Below are 21,154 nucleotides of genomic sequence, written 5' to 3' on the forward strand. Positions count from 1 at the left end.
CTCAGGCCGGATCGCGTTCGGACCAGACCGCCAGTTCGTTGCCACCGGGCTCGACGAACTGGAAGCGGCTGCCACCGGGGAAGGAAAACACCGCGCGCACGATCTCGCCGCCGGCGTCGCGCACGGCGGCCTCGACCGGCGCCAGTGCGTCGGCATACAGCACCAGCAGCGGTGCACCGCTGTCGCTGGCCCGCTGCGGCTGGCCACGGAAGAAGCCGCCCTGCAGGCGGCCATCGTCGAACGCCGTGTAGTCGCTGCCGTAGTCGACGAACGACCAGCCGAACACCTTCTCGAAGAAGGCACGGCTGGCAGCCGGGTCGCTGGACGCGAATTCAACGTAGTCGATGCGGCGTTCGCGGCTCATGGCAAGGTCCTTGTCGGCAGGTTCGGTCACGGCAGGCGCGCCAGCAGTTCACGGGCCTGGGCCTGGCTGTGCAGGTCACCGCCTTCGGCGACTTCCAGCAACAGGGTGCGCGCCGTCTGCGCGTCGCCCAGATCGAGGTAGGCAATGGCCAGTTCCAGGCGCTCCTGGCCGGCACGTGGCGACCAGCCGGCGTCGCCGGCAGGCGCGGCTGCGCTCGACGCGATGTCGTCGGAATGAGAGACCTCGATGCTGCCATGGTCGATGCCGTCGATGGCTTCGGGATGAGCGGCATCCGCCGGCGCCTCGTTGTCATGCGCGTCGGCCGGCAGATCGAACACGCCGCGGAACTGCGGCTGCTGTTCGGCATGCAGTGCGTAATCCGGCACCGCCACGTCGGCCGGCGCCTGCGGTACAACGCGTTCGTCCTGCAGCGGCACGGCGACGACAACCTCGTCGGCGGTGGTTGCGGAATCGTCCCAGCGCGGCAGATCGGTCACCGCTTCGGGCAAGGCCACCGCGTCCTCGTCGCGCAGTGTCTCGGCCTGCCATTCGGCCCGTACCGCGCGCTCGGCGACAGGTTCGGCGACCACTACGTCGTGCACTTCGGTTTCGGTCGCCCAGTCGGGCATCGCCGGTTCCTGGCGGCCGTTGCCGGCAACAGCCGATGACCACGAGGACTGCTCGGCCAGCGTATCCAGCGCCGCACCCGCCGGCACCGCTGCGGCCAGGCCGGCGGCATCGTCTTCCTCACGCAACGGCGGCAGCGGCGACGGCTTGCGACGACGCAGCAGCCAGGCGGCGCCCGCCGCCAGCAGCAGCACCGGCAGCCCCAGCCAGTACCACGGCGTTGCCGCATCGCGGGCATCCGGTGCCTGCGCCAGGCGCTGCTGCGCGGCGGCCAGATCGTTGTCCTTCATCGCGATCAGCGACTGCTGCTGTTCCTTGAGCTTTTCCAGGTCGGCCACGCGCTGCTTCAGCTCGCCGATCTCGGCATCGCGGGTGGCGATGTCCTCACGCGCCTGGCGCAGTTGTTCGTTGCCCAGCATGTCACCCTCGCTGCCGGCAGCGGTGCCGGTGGTTGTGCCCGCGTGCGCGGCGTCGGACGCCAGCGCCGGAGCGATCTCAAGTCGTGCCCCATTGGCCGCAGCCGGGGAAGAAGCGTTCGTGGCTGCCGCCTTGGCAACCGGTGCGGCCATGCCCACCGGTTGCGGCACGGTACGTGCCTGCCGCCATTGCGCGGCATGCTCGCGCACGAGCGTCGTCGCTTCGGCAGCGTCGACCGCAGCAAGCGCATCACTGCCGGGCATGCGCAGCACCGCACCCTGCTTGAGCAGGTTGACGTTGCCGCGGATGAAGGCTTCGGGATTGGCACGCAGCAGGGCGATCATCGCGCGGTCGCGACTGACCTGGTTGCCACGTGCCACCGCACTGGCGATCTCCGACAGGGTCTGCCCGCGCTGCACGGTGATGCTGCCATCGGCCGCCGGTGCAGCAACTGGCGCGGAGGCCGCACGCGGGCGTGCCGGTGCTGGCGCCACCGCTGGTGGCGGCGTCGTGGGCGTCTCTGCTGCTGGCACCGAAGCCGGTACAGGTTCGCGCACGATGGTATTGGAGAGCGTACTGGCCGGCGCGACGATTTCCGGCTCGGCCACGGCCAACGCACTGGGCGGCGCATCGACCAGTGCCGAGTACTCACGCACCAGGCGGCCCTGGCCCCAGTCGGCTTCGATCAGGAAGCTGAGCGACGGCGTCTCCACCGGCGCCTGCGAGGTGACGCGCACCACCGCCCTGCCCTGCGTGTCGCGGGTCAGTTCGAATTGCAGTTCACTGACCAGTCCGGTTGGCCGCTGCAGGCCGACACGTTCGAAGGTGACCGGTGAGGCCAGCGCCACGCGCAGGTTTTCCAGTTCGGACGGGTCCGCCGAGACCACCGGGATTTCGGCCAGCAGGGGCTGGCCCGGCTTGGACAGGACCCGGATGTCGCCCAACCCCAGGGCAAGCGCCGAACTGCTGGCCAGGGCGAGCAGTGCGGCGGACAGATAGGTGAGCGGGCGCTTTGCGCCCTTGGCCCGTTTATTCATGGGCGACACTATAAAGCGTGCGGACCGGGGTCCGCACCCACCGATGGGAGACCTTCGGTAGTGCCGGCCGCTGGCCGGCACACACGCACGCCCCCATCACGGCAATACCGGCCAGCGGCCGGCACTACCGGTGAGGCAACCGCTGTGATCAGCGCTGCTCGGCGGCGACCAGCTCGGCCAGCTGCACGGCATTCAACGCCGCGCCCTTGCGCACGTTGTCCGACACGATCCACAGGTTCAGGCCGCGCGGGTGCGACAGGTCCTCACGGATGCGGCCGACGTACACCGCGTCGGTGCCCGACGCATGCGTGACCGGGGTCGGGTAACCACCGGCTTCGTGACGATCGACCACTTCGATGCCCGGCGACTGCTCCAGCAGCGCGCGTGCTTCGGCCACGGTGACCTTATCGCGGGTCTCGATCGCGACCGACTCGGAGTGGCCGTAGAACACCGGCACGCGCACCGCAGTCGGGTTCACCAGGATGCTGTCGTCGCCGAGGATCTTGCGGGTCTCCCAGATCAGCTTCATCTCTTCCTTGGTGAAGCCGTTGTCCTGGAAGTCGTCGATGTGCGGAATCAGGTTGAAGGCGATCTGCACCGGGAAGCGCTGCGGATCGATTTCCTGGAAACTCAGCAGCTGGCCGGTCTGCTTGCCCAACTCCTCGGTTGCCGAACGGCCACCGCCGGACACCGACTGGTAGGTGGAGACGTTGATGCGCTCGATGCCGTACTTGCGGTGCAGCGGTGCCAACGCCACCAGCATCTGCATGGTCGAGCAGTTCGGGTTGGCGATGATGCCGCGCGGACGGTTGGCGACCTGCTCCGGGTTGACCTCGGACACCACCAGCGGCACGTCATCGTCGTAACGGAAGGCCGAGGAGTTGTCGATCACCACCGCACCCGCTGCGGCAAACTTCGGTGCGTATTCCTTGGACACGCTGCCGCCGGCCGAGAACAGGGCGATCTCGACGCCGCTCGGATCGAAGGTGGCCAGGTCCTGGACCTTGACCTTCTGGCCGTTGAACTCAATCTCGCCGCCGGCCGAACGCTCGGAAGCGAGAACGCTCAGGGTGCCGACCGGGAAATCACGCTCGGCCAGGATCGACAACATGGTCTCGCCGACCGCACCGGTGGCACCGACGACGGCGACGTGGAAACTGCGCTGTGCATTGCTCATGGGGGAAACTCTCACGAAAACGGGGAAGGGGAAAAAAAACACGCACGACAGCTGGGTTCGGGGAACCTCCTCAAGCGGGGCGCGCGGAGGTTCCCTATCGTTTCCCGGTTTTTTTGCCCAGAGTCACGCGTGCGGCCATCGCCGCGTCAGCGTTGATCGCGCTCGGCATGCGCGACGGGCCGCCGTCCAGGCCGAGCCCGGCAACCAGATTATCCACGGCCAGCTGTACCATCGCCGTGCGCGTGGCCAGCGAGGCGCTGCCGATGTGCGGAGTGAGCACGACGTTGCGCAGCGCCAGCAGTTCGGGGCGCACCTTTGGCTCGCCTTCGTACACATCCAGACCCGCTGCAGCAAGGCGGCCGTTGGCCAGCGCATCGGCCAGCGCGATCTCATCGACCAGGCCGCCGCGGGCGATGTTCACCAGCGTCGCCGACGGCTTCATCTTCGCCAGTGCGGCGGCATCGATCAGGTGATGCGAGGCCGGGGTATACGGCAGCACCAGCAGCAGGTGATCGGCCTGCGCCAGCAGCGTGTCCAGGTCAACGTAACGGGCCCCCACCTCCGCTTCGGTCGCGGCCGGAAGCTGCGAACGGTTGTGGTACAGCACCTTCATGCCGAAACCGTGCGCGCCGCGACGGGCGATGCCCTGGCCGATGCGGCCCATGCCAAGGATGCCCAGCGTACTGCCGTGGATGTCGGCACCGAGCATGGTCTGGAACGACCACTGCTTCCACTGGCCTTCGCGCAGCCAGCGCTCGGATTCAGTGATGCGGCGCGCGGCGGCCATCAACAGAGCGAAACCGAGATCGGCGGTGGTTTCAGTCAGGACGTCCGGGGTATTGCTGGCGAGGATGCCGGCCGCGCTAAGCGCGTCGACATCCAGGTTGTTGTAGCCGACACCGACATTGGCGATCACCTGCAGCTGCGCGGCATCGGCCACCTGTGCTGCGCCGATGCGCTCGTTGAGGGTGATGATGGCGCCGTCGGCGCTGGCCAGCTGTTCGGCGATCTGGTCGGGTGACCAAGCGGTGACGGTGTCGGTGCTGCGCAGCTGCACGCGATCGCGCAGCGGCGCGATGGCCGCGTCGATCAGCGGCTGGCTCACCCACACGGTCGGCCGCGTGTCAGCCATCGATCTGCCCGGGAATACGCGGGGTGATCGTGCCGACATCGCCGCACTGCGCGCGATGACGCAGCGCCTGGTCCATCAGCACCATCGCCACCATCGCCTCGGCGATCGGGGTGGCGCGGATGCCGACGCAGGGATCGTGGCGACCGGTGGTGACCACCTCGACCACGTTGCCGGCGGTGTCCAGCGACGGGCCCGGCAGGCGCAGGCTGGAAGTCGGCTTCAACACCATCGACGCAACCACCGGCTGGCCGGTGGAGATGCCACCGAGGATGCCGCCGGCATGGTTGCTGGCGAAGCCCTGCGGGGTCAGCAGGTCACGGTGTTCGGTGCCCTTCTGTGCGGCGCTGGCGAAACCGTCACCGATCTCAACGCCCTTCACCGCGTTGATGCTCATCAGCGCGGCGGCCAGTTCGCCATCGAGCTTGCCGTAGATCGGCTCGCCCCAGCCCGGCGGCACGTTGTCGGCGACCACGTCCACGCGCGCACCGACCGAATCACCGGACTTGCGCAGCGCATCCATGTACGCCTCCAGCTCGGGCACCTGTGCGGCGTGCGGCCAGAAGAACGGGTTGTCTTCCACCGCCGACCAGTCGAAACCGGCCGGGGTGATGTCGCCCAGCTGCGACAGGTAGCCGCGCACGGTGACGCCGAAGCGTTCGGCCAGCCACTTCTTGGCGACCACGCCGGCGGCCACGCGCATGGTGGTCTCGCGCGCCGAGGAACGGCCGCCACCGCGCGGGTCGCGGATGCCGTACTTGTGCCAGTAGCTGTAGTCGGCATGACCCGGCCGGAACTGCTGGCCGATGTTCACGTAATCCTTGCTGCGCTGGTCGGTGTTGCGGATCAGCAGCGCGATCGGCGTGCCGGTGGTCAGGCCCTCGTACACGCCGGACAGGATCTCGACCTCATCGGCCTCGCGGCGGGCCGAGGTGTGCCGGCTCTTGCCGGTCGCGCGACGCTGCAGGTCATGGGCGAATTCGGCCGCGTCCAGCGCCAGCCCCGGAGGGCAGCCATCGATCACGCAGCCGATGGCCGGCCCGTGCGACTCGCCGAACGTGGTGACGGTGAACAGCTTGCCGAACGAATTGGAGCTCACGGGCGCTGCGCCGCCAGTTCGGTGATGCGCGCGCTGTGGGCGATCAGCTCGCGGCACTCGACCGCGAAGATGCCCATCTGGCCGACCTTGAACTCGATCCAGGCGAAGTCGACTTCCGGCAGCAGCTTGATCAGGTGCTGCTCGGATTCGCCCACTTCACAGATCAGCAGGCCGTCCTCGCTCAGGTGCAGCGGGGCGTCACGCAGGATCTTCAGCACCAGGTCCAGGCCGTCGTCGCCGGCACGCAGGCCCATTTCCGGCTCGTAGGAGTACTCCTGCGGCAGGGCATCGGTCTCGTCGTTGGTGACGTACGGCGGATTGGTGACGATCAGGTCGTAGTGGCGACCGGTCAGGCCGTTGAACAGGTCCGACTTGAGCAGGGTGACGTTGTGCGCCTGCAGGCGCTCCTTGTTTTCTTCGGCAAGCGACAGTGCATCGTCGCTCAGGTCGACGCCGTCCACTTCCCAGTTCGGGTAGTAGTGACCCATGGCAATGGCGATGCAGCCCGAGCCGGTGCACAGGTCCAGCGCACGGCTGACATCACGGCCGGCCAGCCACGGCTCGAAGCCGCACTCGATCAGTTCAGCGATCGGCGAGCGCGGCACCAGGGCGCGCTTGTCGCTCTTGAAGCTCAGACCGGCGAACCAGGCCTCACCGGTCAGGTAGGCGGCCGGGATGCGTTCGTCGATGCGACGCTGGAACAGTTCCAGCACACGCACCTTCTCTTCCTGCAGCAGACGCGCCTGGCCGTACGCCGGGCCGAGGTCGTGCGGCAGGTGCAGGCTGTGCAGCACCAGCTGGGTGGCCTCATCCAGCGCGTTGTCGTAGCTGTGCCCGAAGGTCAGTCCGGCTTCGTTGAAACGGCTGGTGCCGTAGCGGATCAGATCGATGATCGTGTGGAGTTCGGCGGCCGTTTCAGCGGTCATGGCGGTACTGCGGGCAAAGTGGCCCCCGATTATAGGGGCTGGCGCCCGCGGCGGCATCCGTTGCGGCAGAAACGATCGGGCCGCAGCCGGTATGATGGAGCCCACTTCGCGCGGGGGCTCCCATGTTCAATCGCAACGCCGGCATCATCCTGCTGATCGCCCTGGCGGCGGGTCTCGGCCTGCTGGCCGCCCAGCAGGTGTTCGCGCCGAAACCGCCGGCCAATGCCCCGGCCACCGAAGCGATCACGCTGTACCCGCAGCCGCGCGAACTGCCCGACTTCAATCTGGCCCAGTCCGACGGCACCCGCCTGATCCCGGGCGAACTGAAGGGTCACTGGACCCTGGTGTTCCTGGGCTTCACCTTCTGCCCGGACGTCTGCCCGACCACCCTGGCCGAGCTGGCCGGCGCGCAGAACCAGTGGGAGGCCCTGCCCGACAGCCTGCGCCCGCGCGTGCTGTTCATCTCGGTCGACCCGGACCGTGACAGCGCCACCCGCCTGGGCGAGTACGTGCACGGCTTCCACAAGGACACCCTGGCCGCCACCGCCGACGTTCCCTCGCTGGAGCGCTTCGCCACCTCGCTGGGCTTCGTGTTCCAGAAGGTGCCGGGCAAGCACTTCGACGAGAACCCCGAGGATTACACCGTCGAGCACTCGGCCAGCCTGGCCGTGCTCGACCCGCAGGGCCGCCTTGCCGGCCTGGTGCGGCCCCCGTTCAACGCGCCGGCCATTGCCCGCGACCTGCAGAAGCTGACCGAGAAAACCGCCCCATGAGCCTCACCACCGCCCTGACGTACGCCCTGCCCCACCGCCTGCTGTCCTCGATGGCGCGTTCGCTGGCGTACTCGGACGATCCGCGCGTGTCGCGCTGGCTGATCGACACGGTCACCCGCAAGTTCAACGTCAATCTGGACGAAGCGGCCAACCCGGACCCGCGCAGCTATGCCACCTTCAACCAGTTCTTCACCCGTGCACTGAAACCGGGCGCGCGCGTGGCCGATGCCGATCCGCGCAGCCTGGTGATGCCGGCCGACGGCCGCATCAGCCAGCTCGGCAGGATCGAAGCCGGCCGCATCTTCCAGGCCAAGGGCCAGTCGTTCACCGCCGCCGAACTGCTGGGCAGTGACGAGGACGCCAAGCCGTACAACGACGGCCTGTACGCCACCGTGTACCTGTCGCCGCGCGACTACCACCGCGTGCACATGCCGTGGACCGGCACCCTGCGCGAAACCGTGCACGTGCCCGGCCGCCTGTTCAGCGTCGGCCCGGCCGCCGTCAACGGCGTGCCGCGCCTGTTCGCGCGCAACGAGCGCCTGGTCTGCCATTTCGATACCAGCTTCGGCCCGATGGTCAGCGTGATGGTCGGTGCGCTGCTGGTGTCCGGCGTGGAAACCGTGTGGAGCGGCGAAGAAATTCCAGCCTACGGTGACCGCATCACCCGCAAGGACTACCGCGGCCAGGGCATCCAGCTGGAGCGCTTCGCCGAGATGGCGCGCTTCAACTACGGCTCGACCGTGATCGTGCTGCTGCCGCCGGGCGTGGCCGAGTTCGCCCCGCAGCTGGGTGCCGAAAGCCCGGTGCAGCTGGGCCAGGCGCTGGCGAAGCTGCGCTGACAAAAAGGGGACGGAGGGGATTAAGTCGTTTATGCATAAACGACTTAATCCCCTCCGTCCCCTTTTTCCACAACGGAATGCCGGCCAGCGGCCGGCACTACCGGTACGCGCGTTACTGCAGGGCTGGGGCCGGGCCGACGTCCATGCCGTCGTAGTCTTCCACGCCCTTTTCCGCGGCCAGCGCAGCGAATTCCTGGTTGCGGCGGTCCAGCGAGGCTTCGTCGTGGATCTCCACACGCTCCACGTGCAGCACATGGAACGGCGCGTCGCCCTCTTCCGGCTCCTGCTCGAACAGTTCCACGAAGGTATAGCCCTGCGCCTGCAGGTGCTCTGCCAGTGCCTGCAACGGCTCAGCAGTGGAGTGCACGAAGAAGTACCCCCACAGCAACGGGCCGGTGATGTCCCAGTCGGTGTTTTCGCGGAGGTTGGCGAACAGGTTGCGGGTGTCTTCGAGGTCCATGCGGATTCCAGGGTCGGGGGGATTACTTGTCGCAGCCCTGCAGCTTCAGCGTCTGGCCGTGGCGCAGGCTGTAGGCCGGGGCCTTCAGGCCATTGGCGCGGGCCAAGGTGGGCACGTCGCACTGGAACTTGGCCGCGATGGCGCCCAGGGTTTCACCCCGGCCCACCTTGTGGCTGCGCACCGGCTTCGGCCGTGCCGCCGGGCGCGGCGTGGCCACCGGAGCGACCGGTGTGGTCGGCACGCTGGTGGAGGCCGCGGCGTCGGCCACCGGCACCACGCCGCCCACGGCCACGCTGCCGGTGTAGCTGGCGGCGGTCGGGCGCTTGATCGCCGCGTTCAGATCGGCGGTGATCAGGGTGCGGGCCAGGTCGGCACGCGGGCCACTGACGCAGTTGCGCTGGTACAGGCCGGCAATGCGGGTGGTGGCGTTGATCAGCGTGCCGGCCGGAATCCAGCCATCGGCCTCATAGCGCGGATTGAGATTGCGCAGCGCGCGCATGTAGCCATCACGGGTGCCGTGGCTGCCCAGGCAGATGGTCAGTTCGTAGATGGTGGTGGACTTGGCCAGGCGCAGCGTGGCCGGCTGCGCACTGATCTTCGGCAGCTCCACACCGTACTGCTGCGGGTGCAGGAAGATCCAGGCCGCGGCGATCACCATCGGCACGTAGTCCTTGGTTTCACCGGGGAACTGGTTGTAGACGCTGTCGGTCCAGAAGCTCTGGCCACCGCTCTGCTTGAACACGCGCGCGGCGCGGCCTTCGCCACCGTTGTAGGCGGCCACCGACATTTCCACGTTGTTGTTCAGTTCGCGCAGGCGCTCGTTGAGATAACTGGCGCTGGCCTCGGCGGCACTGCGTGCGTCAAAGCGCGTGTCGAAGCCGGTGCCGTCCGGGCCCAGGCCGAAGCGGCGGCCGGTGGCCGGCATGAACTGCATCAGCCCGGCGGCGCCGGCACGCGAGGAGGCATGCACACGGCCGTTGGACTCCTTGGCCATGATGCCGAACAGCAGCGCCTCCGGCAGACCACGCTTTTCCCACTCCGGCCACATCACCGCGCGCAGGTTCTGGTAGTTCTCGTAGCTGGTCAGCAGCGCCGGGCGCATGTCGGTCAACCAGCGGCGGATGCCGGCCTGCACGGCGGGGTTGTACTCGACCATGGTGTCGAAGGCATGTCGCTTGTCGTTGAGCAGCGCTGCAGCGCGCGCGGCCTCCGGCACGTCGGCGGTAAGCGGGCCGATATGGTCGGGGTCGGCTTCCAGGCGGTCACCACCCTCATCGGCCACGTCATCGCTGGCAGCGGCATCAGCATCATGCTTGAGCAGGCGCTTGTAGCTGGCCAGCAGGGTGCCCATCTGGCAGCCCTTCTGCTTCACGCAGTCGTTGAGGACATCTTCCATGTCCTCCAGCGCGGCGTCCGCCTCGTTGCTGCCCTTGGGGTCGGCATTGGCGACCAGCAGCAGCGCATCGCTGTAGCGCTTCTCGGCGGCGGTCATGCGCTGCTGCAGCGCATCCACCTTCACCTTGTCCCGGGCCGAAACCCGCTGCGCATGGGCGTCGGGCGCCAGGGAAACCAGGCCGGCCAGGGCCAGCAGCGGCCAACCGCGGGAAATCAGGACAGGAACGGGCATTGATGGCACTGTGTGCGAAACAGGCAGGCAGAGTAGCGGCGCCGCCAAGGTCCGGGCAAGCCGACCTTCGGCCCGTCACCGCCGGCGGTTAACATTGGGCTATTCACCACAAGGGCTGGACCATGGATCCGATTCTGCTCGGCAAAGGCATCACCGACGATATTGCCGTCACCCTGCTGCCGAAACTCGGCAACCGCCACGGCCTGGTGGCCGGCGCCACCGGTACCGGCAAGACCGTGACCTTGATGACCCTGGCCGAGGGCTTCTCGCGGCTGGGCGTGCCGGTGTTCCTGGCCGATGTGAAGGGCGATGTGTCCGGCCTGGCCGTGCCCGGCACCGGCGCCGAGAACCTGCTCAAGCGCGCCGCCGAGATCGGCGTGGCCGACTACGCACCGGCCTCCAGCCCGACCATTTTCTGGGACCTGTACGGCAAGCTCGGCCACCCGGTGCGCACCACGGTCAGCGAAATGGGCCCGACCCTGCTGGCACGCATCCTCGAGTTGAACGACACCCAGGCCGGGGTGCTCGATATCGTATTCAAGCTGGCCGACGATCGCGGCCTGCTGCTGCTGGACATGGATGACCTGCGCGCCCTGCTCGGCCTGGTTGCCGAAGAACGCAAGGACATCTCCACCGAGTACGGCCTGGTCAGCGCGCAGTCGATCGCTGCCATCCAGCGCTCGGTGTTGCGCCTGGCACAGGATGGCGGCGAGAACTTCTTCGGCGAACCGGCCTTGGAACTGGCCGACATCATGCGGGTCAATCACGACGGCCGCGGCGTGATCGGCATCCTCGCCGCCGACCAGCTGGTGCTCAAGCCCAAGCTGTATTCCACCTTCCTGCTGTGGCTGCTGTCGGAGCTGTTCGAGCAGCTGCCGGAGGTGGGCGACCTGGACAAGCCGAAGCTGGTCTTCATCTTCGACGAGGCCCACCTGCTGTTCGACGACGCACCGGCCTCGCTGGTGCAGCGCATCGAGCAGGTGGTGCGCCTGATCCGCTCCAAGGGCGTGGGCGTGTATTTCTGCTCGCAGTTCCCCGACGACGTACCGGGCAACATCCTCGGCCAGCTCGGCAACCGCGTGCAGCACGCACTGCGTGCGTTCACCCCGCGCGACCAGAAGGCGGTGAAGACCGCTGCCGAGACCTTCGTACCGAATCCGAAGCTGGACGTGGCAAAGGTGCTCAGTCAGCTCGGTACCGGCGAAGCACTGGTCTCCACGCTGCAGGACAAGGGCGTGCCGATGCCGGTGCAGCAGACGATGATCGCACCGCCGCGCTGCCGGATGGGGCCGATCACCGAGGCCGAACGTGCCCAGGTGCGTGCCGGCAGCCCGGTCGGCACCCGCTACGACACCGCGATCAACCGCGAATCGGCCGCCGAGCTGCTGGCCCAGCGCGCGCAGAAGACGGTCGAGCAGGCGCAGGCGCCGGCGGCCCGCAGCCGCGAGCAGGACGAGGCGCAGGAAGGCGGTTTCGGCCAGGCGATCAAGGATGCGATCTTCGGCACCAAGCGCCGCCAGGGCATGATCGAGACCATGGCCAAGCAGACCACGCGTACCGTTGGCACCAAGCTGGGCAACCAGATCGTGCGCGGCCTGCTGGGCGGCATCTTCGGCGGCAAACGCTGACCTGCCCTCCCGGGGTCGGAGGCCTTTCCTGTGGAAAGGACCCGGCCCCATCGTTCCCCTGAAAAGAAGTTGCACCACATGTCGCGTTGGCGTCCCCCTGCAGAAAAGAGTACCGCCCTGATCACCGCCTCCGGCCACGCCCGGTTGAAGGCCGAACTGGATGAGCTGTGGCGTGTGCGCCGCCCGGAGGTGGTGAAGGCGCTGGCCGCCGCTGCCGCGGAAGGCGACCGCTCCGAGAACGCCGAGTACACCTACCGCAAGAAGCAGCTGGGTGAAATCGACCGCCGCGTGCGCTACCTGACCAAGCGGCTGGAATCGCTGCGCGTGGTCGATACCACGCCGACCGATCCGCTGGCGGTGTTCTTCGGCGCATGGGTGGAACTGGAGAACGTGGACAGCGGTGAGACCAGCCGCTATCGCATTGTCGGGCCGGATGAGACCGATGCTGGGCTGGGCTGGATCAGCATCGACTCCCCCCTGGCGCGTGCGCTGCTGAAGAAGCGAATGGATGATGAGTTCTCGGTGGAGCTGCCCGGCGGCCAGTTCACCTTTGCGGTGATCGGAGTGGAATACAAGCCGTTGTAGCGTCGACTGTCAGTCGACTACCGCGCGAAGCGCGGCACAAACCTCCGCAGCCGGACGGTAAACGCACCGCGCTCCTCATCGCGGTTGATGACTCGCCGAAGCCATCTGTCGGGCGTTCACGGCCTCGGAACGAAGAGCAGTCGACTGACAGTCGACTCTACATAGCCCCGTGCAACGGCGGCGGGTACTGGCGGCCGGCACGCAGCGGGCGGAAGTACGCGGCATCTGCATAGAAGGCGGCATCCTGTCCCTGGTGCCAGCCCGGGATTCCCGCCAGCGGCAGCGGACGCAACTGCAGGGGATCGGTCACTGCCCTGCCCTCGACGATGGCCGAAGCCACTGCGTCAACGCAGGTGTCATCGGCTTTGCCGTGCACCACCACGCACTTGCCCACCAGCCGGCGGCCCGGCAGCAGCGCCTGCTCCATCAGCGCGTGCCCGAATACCGTAGCGATGGCGATGTCGCCGCTCAGCCAGTGTCTCGATTCGAACAGCGCACACCAGTCGTGCACATCCCAGGCAGCCAGCAGCCTGTGATCGCGCACACGCACGATCACGCCGGTTTCGTCGAACTGGGTCAGTGCCGCCTGCGCGCGGTTGCGCTGGCCCGGCGGCATCGCCTCGATATGCCGGCACTGCTGCGCATTGAGCGCCTGCTTGAGCTGCGGGTAGTGGGCCCACACCAGTGCGTTGAACAGGTCATGCCAGTTGTCGGCGCGGGTGGCGATGCGGCCCTGTGCGATGCGGGCTTCGTAGTGCAGGCCGTCGGCCAGCAGCGTGGCATCCTGCTCGACCAGCTGCTTGCCCGGTAGCGCGAGGCGTGCCTCGAGCGCTGCAATGGACGGCCACGCCGGGCCTTCCAACAGATCACGAACGTCGCGCAATCCGGCAAACACCGGGTGCCCGAACACCTGTGGATCGACCGCCGCACGCGGCGGCGGCACGAAACGGCGGACGCTGCTGCCGTCACCGGCCGCGGTCGTCGCCGCGGTCACAGCATCTTGAGATCGAATGCCGGGCGGGTGGCGGCCGGCAGCGCGTCACCGTACAGGTCGTGCTCGTCGCTCTCGGTGATGTCCACGTCGACGAACTCACCTACGCGCAACGGCACCTGGTCGGCATTCTGGATGTGCACCAGGCCATCGATCTCCGGGGCATCGGCCTTGGAACGGGCCACCGCGATATCGCCTTCGATGGCGTCGACCAGGCACTGCTGCACGGTGCCGATCTTGGCCTCCAGGCGCGCAGCGGAAATCTGCGCCTGCTTTTCCATGAAACGGGCCAGGCGCTCCTGCTTCACTTCCTCCGGAACCGCATCCGGCAGGTCGTTGGCGGTGGCACCCTCGACCGGCGAATAGGCGAACGCGCCGACGCGGTCCAGCTGCGCTTCGTCGAGGAACGACAGCAGCTCTTCGAACTCGGCCTCGGTCTCGCCGGGGAAGCCGACGATGAAGGTGGAACGCACGGTGATGTCCGGCGCGATGCGGCGCCAGTTCTGCACGCGCTCCAGGGTCTTCTCGACCGCGCCGGGGCGCTTCATCAGGCGCAGGATGCGCGGGCTGGCATGCTGGAACGGGATGTCCAGGTACGGCAGGATGCGGTTTTCGGCCATCAGCGGCACCACCTCGTCCACGTGCGGGTACGGGTAGACGTAGTGCGTGCGCACCCACGCATCCAGCTCGGACAGGCCTTCGCACAGCGCCTTCAGACGGGTCTGGTAGGCCTTGTCACGCCACATCTTCTCGGCGTACTTCACGTCCACGCCATAGGCCGAGGTGTCCTGCGAAACCACCAGCAGCTCGCGCACGCCACCACGCACCAGGCGCTCGGCTTCACGCAGCACTTCATCCACCGGGCGCGAGACCAGCTTGCCGCGCATCGACGGAATGATGCAGAAGCTGCACTTGTGGTTGCAGCCCTCGGAAATCTTCAGGTAGGCATAGTGACGCGGGGTCAGCTTGATGCCGTAGTCGGGCACCAGGTCCACGAACGGATCGTGCTTGGGCGGCAGCGCTTCGTGCACCGCTTCCATCACGCTCTGGTAGTCCTGCGGGCCGGACACCGCCAGCACGTTGGGGTACGCCTCGCGGATCTGCTCCGGTCGCTTGCCCAGGCAGCCGGTGACGATGACCTTGCCGTTCTGGTTCATCGCCTCGCCGATCGCGTCCAGCGACTCGGTCACCGCCGAATCGATGAAGCCGCAGGTGTTGACCACCACCACGTCGGCCGAATCGTAGGACGGCACGATGTCGTAGCCTTCCGAGCGGAGCTGGGTAAGGATGCGTTCGGAATCGACAAGGGCCTTCGGGCAGCCAAGGCTGACGAAGCCGACTTTGGGGTTCAGCTGGGACATGGAATCGCGGGACTCTGGGGGCCTGGGCCCCTGCCGTCGTGGCAGGGGTTCCTGGGGGCCGGGGCCTGAAAGGGCGCCAGTATACCGGGGTTGGCGGCCGCGCTCTGAATGGCCAGCCGCCTGATCGGGCACAGCCGCTGACACCGCGCTGACCCGCGCAGCATCGACAATGCAGCCCTGTTCCCCGCAACGAGGTAGAAACGATGGCCGAGTGGATCACCCTGGATACGCATCACGGCCCGGTACGGGCCTGGCACGCCCTGCCGGAGGGCACCCCGCGTGGCGGGCTGGTGGTGGTGCAGGAAATCTTCGGCGCCAACCCGCACATCCGCGGCGTGGCCGAGCGCTTCGCGGCCGAAGGCTATGCGGTGCTGGCGCCGTCCTTTTTCGACCTGATTGACGGCACAGAAGCCGATCCGGACGCCCTGCCCTATGACGCCGACGGTGTGAAGCAGGGCCTGGAACGGGTGACCGCACTGGGCATGGAGAAGGCGCTGGAGGTGGTCCGTGCCGCAGCGACCCGGTTGGCCCCCTACGGCAAAGTCGGCACGGTCGGCTACTGCTGGGGCGGCAGTGTCGCCCTGCTGTCCGCGCTGCGCCTGGGACTGCCGTCGGCCAGCTACTACGGTGCGCGCAACGTCCAGTTCCTGGATGAGACACCCAAGGCCCCGGTGATCTTCCACTTCGGTGCCCAGGACAAGAGCATCCCGCCGGAGGCCGTGCAGGCCCATCGCGAGAAGCTGCCGCAGATGGCCACCTTCGTCTATCCGGCCGACCACGCCTTCAACCGGGAGGTCGGACATGCGTATGATCCAGACAGCGCCACCCTGGCGCTGCAACGCACCCTGGACTTCTTCTCGGAGCATCTTGGATGAGCGAATTCGAACTCGATTCACGCCTGGCCACCGATAGCGTGCTGGTGGCGGAAGGACCGTTGTCGCAAGTGCGGCTGATGAACGACGAACGATTCCCCTGGCTGGTGCTGGTACCGCGCCTGGCCGGGGTGACCGAGTGGATCGAGCTGGACGGCGAGCAGCAGGACAAGCTGCGCACCGAGCTCAACCGCGCCTGCAAGGCCCTGAAGGGCGCCGACGGGGTGGAGAAGATCAATATCGGTGCGCTGGGCAACATCGTGCGCCAGCTGCATTTCCATGTGATCGGCCGCCATGACGGCGACCCCGCGTGGCCGGGCCCGGTCTGGGGCAGCGGCCCCGCGCACCGCTACGAGCCGGGTGCGCTGGACCAGCATGTCGCCTACTGGAAGGAACGGCTAGGATATCCAGCCCAGTCCTGAGCGTTTACCGACCCGATGCGATTCAACCTCGTTGCCGCCGTCCTGCTGATCCTGATCGGCCTGTTCATGCTCGCCAGCAACCTCGGCTGGACGCACCTGAACCTGTCCAAGCTGCTGTTGACCTGGTGGCCGGTGGCACTGGTGGGCGTGGGCATCGCGATGCTGTTCGGTCGCGGGAAATAAGCTGGTGCCGGGCCATGCCCGGCGAGCGCAGCGTGTGGCCGCACCCATGAAAACGCCGGGCATGCCCGGCGTTTTCGTCATGCGATGGCGCGCCGCTCAGGTCCGCGGCAGGGTCACGCCGGTCTGGCCCTGGTACTTGCCGCCACGATCGCGGTACGACGTCTCGCAGATGTCATCGGCGGCCGCCTGGAAGAACAGCATCTGCGCCACGCCTTCATTGGCGTAGATGCGCGCTGGCAGCGGCGTGGTGTTGCTGAATTCCAGGGTGACGTGGCCTTCCCACTCCGGCTCCAGCGGGGTCACGTTGACGATGATGCCGCAGCGCGCGTAGGTGCTCTTGCCCAGGCACACCACCAGGGTGTCGCGCGGGATGCGGAAGTACTCCACGGTGCGCGCCAACGCGAAGCTGTTGGGCGGGATGATGCATTCATCGCCGACGATATCCACGAAGCTGCCCGGATCGAAGTGCTTGGGATCGACGATGGTCGAGTTGATGTTGGTGAACACCTTGAACTCGCGCGAGCAGCGCACGTCGTAGCCGTAGCTGGAGGTGCCATAGCTGACGATGCGCTCGCCGTTGGCCTGCTTGACCTGCCCGGCCTCGAACGGCTCGATCATGCCGTGCTGCTCGGACATGCGGCGGATCCAACGGTCACTCTTGATGCTCATGCTTTGTCCTGGGGTACGAGGGGGCGCGAGGATTCTAGCAGGGGGCCGGGCGTCGCCGGCGGCCCCTGCCCTGGCACTTACAGCAGCGACGACAGGATCGGGATCGAGGCACGCGGACGCTTGCCAACCTCCTCGATCAGGCGCTGGGCGGCATGGCGGTAGGCCTGGGCCGGGACCGAATCCGGCTGGGCCACGGTGATCGGGGTACCGGAATCGCCCTGCTCGCGGATGCCGATCTGCAGCGGCAACGAACCCAGCAACGGCACGCCGTACTGCGCGGCCATGCGCTCGCCGCCGCCCTCGCCGAACAGGTGCTCGACATGCCCGCAGCTGCTGCAGGTATGCACCGCCATGTTCTCGACGATGCCGAGCACCGGCACCTCGACCTTCTCGAACATCTTCAGCGCCTTCTTCGCATCCAGCGTGGCGATGTCCTGCGGGGTGGTGACGATCACCGCGCCGGCCAGCGGGATCTTCTGGGTCAGGGTCAGCTGGATGTCACCGGTGCCCGGTGGCAGGTCGATCAGCAGGTAGTCCAGGTCATCCCACAGGGTGTCATTGAACAGCTGGGTCATCGCCGAGGTGGCCATCGGTCCACGCCAGATCATCGGCGTGTCTTCTTCGATCAGGTAGCCGATCGACATGGTGTCCACGCCGAACGCACGCAGCGGCTCGATGCTCTTGTTGTCGGGGCTTTCCGGGCGACCGGACAGGCCCAGCATGGCCGGCACGCTCGGCCCGTAGATGTCCGCATCAAGCACGCCCACGCGTGCGCCGAGCTGCTGCAGGGCCACGGCCAGATTGACCGCAGTGGTCGACTTGCCGACGCCGCCCTTGCCCGAACCAACCGCGATCACGTTGCGGATGCGGGCATGCGGCGTAAGTCCCTTCTGGACCTGGCTTGCATGGGGACGGCGGGGAGAACTGTTCACAACGAGCACCGGCGGGGTCAGGGGGAATAACCGAGCATCATACAAGCTGGACGTAACCTGACTGAAATTCAGGATTGCTACAGATTCGTGCACAGATTGTTAAGTTCATGTTACGTTCGACCCGCACTGTTTTGGGCTGCGGAGCTGGCATTCCCAGCCCGCGCGATGGCGCATGCGCAGTGCCGTTTTTGTTTTTGCTCTCCAATGGAACTACATGAACTACGTAAGCAACACCGCACGTCGCAACACGCTCGCCGTCGCCCTGATTTCCGCTCTGATGGCCGCCGCCCCGGCAATGGCCCAGGACAAGGCGACCAACCTGGACAAGATCACCGTCACCGGTTCGCTGATCCCGCAGACCCAGGTTGAAACCCAGACCCCGGTGATGTCCATCACCGCCCAAGACATCCAGACCCGCGGCTTCAGCAGTGTTGCTGAAGTGCTGCAGCAGTCGTCGCTGACCACCGGCGGCCTGCAAGGTGGCCAGACCTCGGGTTCGTTCACCCAGGGCGCCGAAGCTGCCGGCATGTTCGGCCTGAACCCGGGCTACACCAAGTACCTGATCAACGGCCGCCCGATGCTCTCGTATCCGGCGCTGTACAACGGCAGCGAAACCTTCAACAACATCAGCGGCATTCCGATCGACATCGTCGAGCGCATCGAAGTGCTGCCGGGCGGCCAGTCCTCGCTGTACGGCTCGGACGCAATCGCAGGTGTGGTCAACATCATCCTGAAGGAGCGCATGGACGGCGGCACCATGACCCTCCGTGGCGGCACCTACACCGAAGGCGGTGGCAGCAACATCCGCTTCAGCGCCGCCAAGGGCATGAACGCCTTCGACGACCGCTTCCATGCACTGTTCAACGTGCAGATCGAGAACGGCAGCCCGATCTGGGGCTACCAGCGCGACATCACCCGCCAGAACAACCCGGTCGGCTACACCGCCCAGGTTCCGTCGAACGACTTCGCCGTCATCACCAACGCTGACAACAAGCTGCTGATGATGGACCCGAGCCGTTGCGCGAACGTCGCTGGGCTGTATGACGGCACCACCGTGGTCGGCCAGCGCCCGTCGGGCGAGTCCTGCGGTTCGGTGTACAGCGCCGGCTACAAGACCCTGAAGAACGGCAAGAACAGCGGCCAGTTCTACTCGTCGATGACCTTCGACGTGAACGACAACTTCCAGCTGTTCGCCGATGTGCTGTACAGCAAGGAAAAGACCGAGTTCACCTCCGGCTCCAGCGCCCTGTGGTGGGGCACCAAGTCGAGCCTGGGCAGCTTCTACGACCAGGGCCTGGGCAAGGTCGTGAACCTGCAGCGCGCCTTCGCGCCGGAAGAAATCGGCCCGGGCCACTACAACAACATCATGAACTCCGACGAAAGCCGTGCCTACCAGGTCACCCTGGGCGGCAAGGGCATGGTCGGCGACTGGGACTACAGCGCCAGCTTCACCCGTGGTGAGTACCGCCTGGACCAGAACCGCTTCGTGCGCTGGAAGGACAAGATCGATGGCTTCTTCGGCGACAACGTGCTGGGCCCCAAGCTGGGCACCACCGCTGATGGCTTCGACATCTACAACCCGGACTACGCGGCCTTCTACTCGCCGATCACTCCGGACCAGTTCGCCAGCTTCACCGGCTACGGTACCCATCGCAGCAAGACCTGGCAGAACCTGGGCCGCGTGCAGGTGACCAACGGCTCGCTGTTCAGTCTGCCGGGCGGTGACGCCGGCCTGGCCGTCGTGCTGGAAGGTGGCAGCGAAGGTTGGGACTACTCGCCGGACCAGGCGTTCGTTGATGGCAATGTGTGGGGCACCACCGCTGTCGCCGGTGCCGGCCACCGCAGCAACTATGCGGTCACCAGCGAGCTGCGCATGCCGCTGCACGACAAGCTGACCGTCAGCGCGTCGGGCCGCTATGACGCCTTCAAGATCGCCGACAAGACCGTCGACAAGGCCACCTACAGCATCGGCCTGGAATTCCGTCCGATCGAGAGCCTGCTGCTGCGCGGCAAGTACGGTACCGCTTTCCGCGCACCGACCCTGTCCGATGCCTTCCAGGGCATGAGCGGTTCGTACTCGTCCGGCCAGAACGACTACTACCGCTGCAGCCAGATGGGTTACGGCCTGCGTGACGAGGCCTGCTCGTTCTACAAGAACACTTCGGTGTACAGCGAAAAGTCCGGCAACCCGGACCTGAAGCCGATCACCGCCGACGTCTGGAGCGCAGGCGTGGTGTGGGCCCCGGTCAGCAACTTCTCGCTGTCGGCCGACTACTACAACTGGAAGATCAAGAACGAGGTCAAGACCCTCAGCAGCGACCAGCTGCTGCTGGCCGAGTACCAGTGCCACAACGGCCTGCCGAACAACACCTCGGCCAGCTGCGGTGACGTGACCAACTGGGTGTCCCGCGATGAAAAGAGCGGCAATCTGGAACGTGTCTACACGCCGAAGCTCAACGTTGCCAGCCAGAACCTGGAAGCGGTGACCGTGGCGGCCAAGTACCAGCAGGATATCGGCCGCTTCGGCTCGCTGATGTTCTCCGGCAACTACACCAACATGCTGAAGCGTGAAGTGCAGCCGATGCCGGGTGCCGCCAAGCTGGATCTGCTGAGCGATCCGTACAACATGTGGTACTACGACAACTTCGCCAAGGTCCGCGGCGATCTGTCGGTGGCCTGGAACATCGCCAAGTTCACCACCACCGTGTACGCCAACTACGTCGGCAGCACCCCGAACTACCTGGCCTACACCGGCCGCAGCTACGGCTACGTCCACTCCTCCGGCGCCAAGGCCGGCAAGTGGGGTTCGTACACCACGTACAACCTGAGCATGAACTACCAGGCACAGGAAGATCTGGTCCTGTCGCTGATGGTCAACAACGTGTTCAACAAGCTGCCGGAAGGCCAGCGCTACAACTACCCGGGCAACGAATCGACCCCGTTCAATGACGGCTTCTACAGCGTCTACGGCCGCCAGATCTCGGCCCAGGTCAAGTACAACTTCTGATCCCGTCGTTTTCCGGGCTTCGTGTCTGG

Annotated in this window: 20 protein-coding genes; 8 read left to right on the forward strand and 12 right to left on the reverse strand. The window is 66.7% G+C overall.

Annotation, left to right across the window (positions count from 1 at the left end; translation table 11 throughout):
* Position 1: 1 nt before the first annotated feature.
* The 6 genes from ACSYS9_RS17190 to prmB form a co-directional block, all read right to left on the reverse strand.
* Positions 2-364, reverse strand: a complete 363-nt coding sequence (locus ACSYS9_RS17190) for a VOC family protein (RefSeq protein WP_032128247.1) — start codon at positions 362-364, stop codon at positions 2-4.
* A 26-nt stretch (positions 365-390) separates the two neighbouring features.
* Positions 391-2,445 carry a FimV/HubP family polar landmark protein gene (locus tag ACSYS9_RS17195; protein WP_071229129.1) on the reverse strand — a complete coding sequence of 685 codons (2,055 nt, stop codon included), beginning with the start codon at positions 2,443-2,445 and terminating at the stop codon, positions 391-393.
* Between the two features lie 148 nt (positions 2,446-2,593).
* On the reverse strand, positions 2,594-3,622 hold the full coding sequence (locus ACSYS9_RS17200) for an aspartate-semialdehyde dehydrogenase (RefSeq protein ID WP_012511725.1): 1,029 nt from the start codon (positions 3,620-3,622) through the stop codon (positions 2,594-2,596).
* A 94-nt stretch (positions 3,623-3,716) separates the two neighbouring features.
* The gene (locus tag ACSYS9_RS17205; RefSeq protein ID WP_049423825.1) at positions 3,717-4,754 is read right to left on the reverse strand and encodes a 2-hydroxyacid dehydrogenase; all 1,038 of its coding nucleotides are present in this window, start codon (positions 4,752-4,754) and stop codon (positions 3,717-3,719) included.
* Positions 4,747-5,850, reverse strand: a complete 1,104-nt coding sequence (gene aroC / locus ACSYS9_RS17210) for a chorismate synthase (RefSeq protein WP_071229128.1) — start codon at positions 5,848-5,850, stop codon at positions 4,747-4,749. Before aroC ends, ACSYS9_RS17205 begins: the two co-directional genes overlap by 8 nt.
* The gene (gene prmB / locus ACSYS9_RS17215) at positions 5,847-6,776 is read right to left on the reverse strand and encodes a 50S ribosomal protein L3 N(5)-glutamine methyltransferase (RefSeq protein WP_032128243.1); all 930 of its coding nucleotides are present in this window, start codon (positions 6,774-6,776) and stop codon (positions 5,847-5,849) included. Before prmB ends, aroC begins: the two co-directional genes overlap by 4 nt.
* A gap of 122 nt (positions 6,777-6,898) precedes the next feature.
* On the opposite strand from prmB, the gene ACSYS9_RS17220 reads away from it, so the two are divergent.
* Together ACSYS9_RS17220 and asd are read left to right on the forward strand one after the other, a co-directional pair.
* On the forward strand, positions 6,899-7,549 hold the full coding sequence (locus ACSYS9_RS17220) for an SCO family protein (RefSeq protein ID WP_006381470.1): 651 nt from the start codon (positions 6,899-6,901) through the stop codon (positions 7,547-7,549).
* The gene (asd, locus tag ACSYS9_RS17225) at positions 7,546-8,388 is read left to right on the forward strand and encodes an archaetidylserine decarboxylase (RefSeq protein WP_006381472.1); all 843 of its coding nucleotides are present in this window, start codon (positions 7,546-7,548) and stop codon (positions 8,386-8,388) included. The genes ACSYS9_RS17220 and asd overlap by 4 nt, the downstream gene beginning before the upstream one ends.
* A gap of 112 nt (positions 8,389-8,500) precedes the next feature.
* Here asd and ACSYS9_RS17230 read toward each other — a convergent pair whose 3' ends face one another.
* Positions 8,501-8,848, reverse strand: coding sequence for a ribonuclease E inhibitor RraB (locus tag ACSYS9_RS17230; protein WP_071228773.1), 348 nt, complete (start codon positions 8,846-8,848; stop codon positions 8,501-8,503).
* 22 nt (positions 8,849-8,870) lie between these two features.
* Positions 8,871-10,475 carry a transglycosylase SLT domain-containing protein gene (locus ACSYS9_RS17235; RefSeq protein ID WP_071228772.1) on the reverse strand — a complete coding sequence of 535 codons (1,605 nt, stop codon included), beginning with the start codon at positions 10,473-10,475 and terminating at the stop codon, positions 8,871-8,873.
* Positions 10,476-10,597: 122 nt separating this feature from the next.
* Here ACSYS9_RS17235 and ACSYS9_RS17240 point away from each other — a divergent pair, with 122 nt between their 5' ends.
* Together ACSYS9_RS17240 and greB are read left to right on the forward strand one after the other, a co-directional pair.
* Entirely contained in the window at positions 10,598-12,103 is a 1,506-nt protein-coding gene (locus ACSYS9_RS17240; RefSeq protein ID WP_071228771.1) for a helicase HerA-like domain-containing protein, read from the forward strand.
* A 78-nt stretch (positions 12,104-12,181) separates the two neighbouring features.
* Positions 12,182-12,688 carry a transcription elongation factor GreB gene (gene greB, locus ACSYS9_RS17245; RefSeq protein WP_071228770.1) on the forward strand — a complete coding sequence of 169 codons (507 nt, stop codon included), beginning with the start codon at positions 12,182-12,184 and terminating at the stop codon, positions 12,686-12,688.
* A gap of 157 nt (positions 12,689-12,845) precedes the next feature.
* On the opposite strand, the gene ACSYS9_RS17250 is transcribed toward greB, so the two are convergent.
* A complete protein-coding gene (locus tag ACSYS9_RS17250) occupies positions 12,846-13,682 on the reverse strand; it encodes a DUF3025 domain-containing protein (protein WP_071228769.1) in 837 nt (278 codons plus the stop codon).
* Positions 13,679-15,040, reverse strand: coding sequence for a 30S ribosomal protein S12 methylthiotransferase RimO (gene rimO, locus ACSYS9_RS17255; protein WP_440568248.1), 1,362 nt, complete (start codon positions 15,038-15,040; stop codon positions 13,679-13,681). The genes ACSYS9_RS17250 and rimO overlap by 4 nt, the downstream gene beginning before the upstream one ends.
* A 203-nt stretch (positions 15,041-15,243) precedes the next feature.
* On the opposite strand from rimO, the gene ACSYS9_RS17260 reads away from it, so the two are divergent.
* The 3 genes from ACSYS9_RS17260 to ACSYS9_RS17270 are packed head-to-tail and all read left to right on the forward strand — an operon-like array spanning position 15,244 to position 16,517.
* Positions 15,244-15,915 carry a dienelactone hydrolase family protein gene (locus tag ACSYS9_RS17260; protein WP_049423813.1) on the forward strand — a complete coding sequence of 224 codons (672 nt, stop codon included), beginning with the start codon at positions 15,244-15,246 and terminating at the stop codon, positions 15,913-15,915.
* Complete coding sequence (locus ACSYS9_RS17265; protein WP_049398714.1) at positions 15,912-16,334, forward strand: HIT domain-containing protein; 423 nt, start codon at positions 15,912-15,914, stop codon at positions 16,332-16,334. Before ACSYS9_RS17260 ends, ACSYS9_RS17265 begins: the two co-directional genes overlap by 4 nt.
* Positions 16,335-16,349: 15 nt before the next feature.
* Positions 16,350-16,517 carry a LiaI-LiaF-like domain-containing protein gene (locus tag ACSYS9_RS17270; RefSeq protein ID WP_005418011.1) on the forward strand — a complete coding sequence of 56 codons (168 nt, stop codon included), beginning with the start codon at positions 16,350-16,352 and terminating at the stop codon, positions 16,515-16,517.
* Between the two features lie 96 nt (positions 16,518-16,613).
* On the opposite strand, the gene dcd is transcribed toward ACSYS9_RS17270, so the two are convergent.
* Both dcd and apbC read right to left on the reverse strand, forming a co-directional pair.
* On the reverse strand, positions 16,614-17,186 hold the full coding sequence (gene dcd / locus ACSYS9_RS17275; RefSeq protein WP_010483020.1) for a dCTP deaminase: 573 nt from the start codon (positions 17,184-17,186) through the stop codon (positions 16,614-16,616).
* Between the two features lie 77 nt (positions 17,187-17,263).
* On the reverse strand, positions 17,264-18,118 hold the full coding sequence (gene apbC / locus ACSYS9_RS17280; protein ID WP_026347084.1) for an iron-sulfur cluster carrier protein ApbC: 855 nt from the start codon (positions 18,116-18,118) through the stop codon (positions 17,264-17,266).
* A 214-nt stretch (positions 18,119-18,332) separates the two neighbouring features.
* Between apbC and ACSYS9_RS17285 the strand changes: the two genes are divergently transcribed.
* On the forward strand, positions 18,333-21,125 hold the full coding sequence (locus ACSYS9_RS17285) for a TonB-dependent receptor plug domain-containing protein (RefSeq protein WP_071228767.1): 2,793 nt from the start codon (positions 18,333-18,335) through the stop codon (positions 21,123-21,125).
* Positions 21,126-21,154: the final 29 nt, after the last annotated feature.

The organism is Stenotrophomonas sp. STK17_22, assembly GCF_051983905.1.
Lineage (GTDB): Bacteria > Pseudomonadota > Gammaproteobacteria > Xanthomonadales > Xanthomonadaceae > Stenotrophomonas > Stenotrophomonas maltophilia_A.

Coding starts and splice junctions, on each gene's coding strand:
- ACSYS9_RS17190 (WP_032128247.1), bottom strand. CDS start 364: ATGAGCCGCGAACGCCGCATCGACTACGTTGAATTCGCGTCCAGCGAC.
- ACSYS9_RS17195 (WP_071229129.1), bottom strand. CDS start 2,445: ATGAATAAACGGGCCAAGGGCGCAAAGCGCCCGCTCACCTATCTGTCC.
- ACSYS9_RS17200 (WP_012511725.1), bottom strand. CDS start 3,622: ATGAGCAATGCACAGCGCAGTTTCCACGTCGCCGTCGTCGGTGCCACC.
- ACSYS9_RS17205 (WP_049423825.1), bottom strand. CDS start 4,754: ATGGCTGACACGCGGCCGACCGTGTGGGTGAGCCAGCCGCTGATCGAC.
- prmB (WP_032128243.1), bottom strand. CDS start 6,776: ATGACCGCTGAAACGGCCGCCGAACTCCACACGATCATCGATCTGATC.
- ACSYS9_RS17220 (WP_006381470.1), top strand. CDS start 6,899: ATGTTCAATCGCAACGCCGGCATCATCCTGCTGATCGCCCTGGCGGCG.
- asd (WP_006381472.1), top strand. CDS start 7,546: ATGAGCCTCACCACCGCCCTGACGTACGCCCTGCCCCACCGCCTGCTG.
- ACSYS9_RS17230 (WP_071228773.1), bottom strand. CDS start 8,848: ATGGACCTCGAAGACACCCGCAACCTGTTCGCCAACCTCCGCGAAAAC.
- ACSYS9_RS17235 (WP_071228772.1), bottom strand. CDS start 10,475: ATGCCCGTTCCTGTCCTGATTTCCCGCGGTTGGCCGCTGCTGGCCCTG.
- ACSYS9_RS17240 (WP_071228771.1), top strand. CDS start 10,598: ATGGATCCGATTCTGCTCGGCAAAGGCATCACCGACGATATTGCCGTC.
- greB (WP_071228770.1), top strand. CDS start 12,182: ATGTCGCGTTGGCGTCCCCCTGCAGAAAAGAGTACCGCCCTGATCACC.
- rimO (WP_440568248.1), bottom strand. CDS start 15,040: ATGTCCCAGCTGAACCCCAAAGTCGGCTTCGTCAGCCTTGGCTGCCCG.
- ACSYS9_RS17260 (WP_049423813.1), top strand. CDS start 15,244: ATGGCCGAGTGGATCACCCTGGATACGCATCACGGCCCGGTACGGGCC.
- ACSYS9_RS17265 (WP_049398714.1), top strand. CDS start 15,912: ATGAGCGAATTCGAACTCGATTCACGCCTGGCCACCGATAGCGTGCTG.
- ACSYS9_RS17270 (WP_005418011.1), top strand. CDS start 16,350: ATGCGATTCAACCTCGTTGCCGCCGTCCTGCTGATCCTGATCGGCCTG.
- dcd (WP_010483020.1), bottom strand. CDS start 17,186: ATGAGCATCAAGAGTGACCGTTGGATCCGCCGCATGTCCGAGCAGCAC.
- ACSYS9_RS17285 (WP_071228767.1), top strand. CDS start 18,333: ATGAACTACGTAAGCAACACCGCACGTCGCAACACGCTCGCCGTCGCC.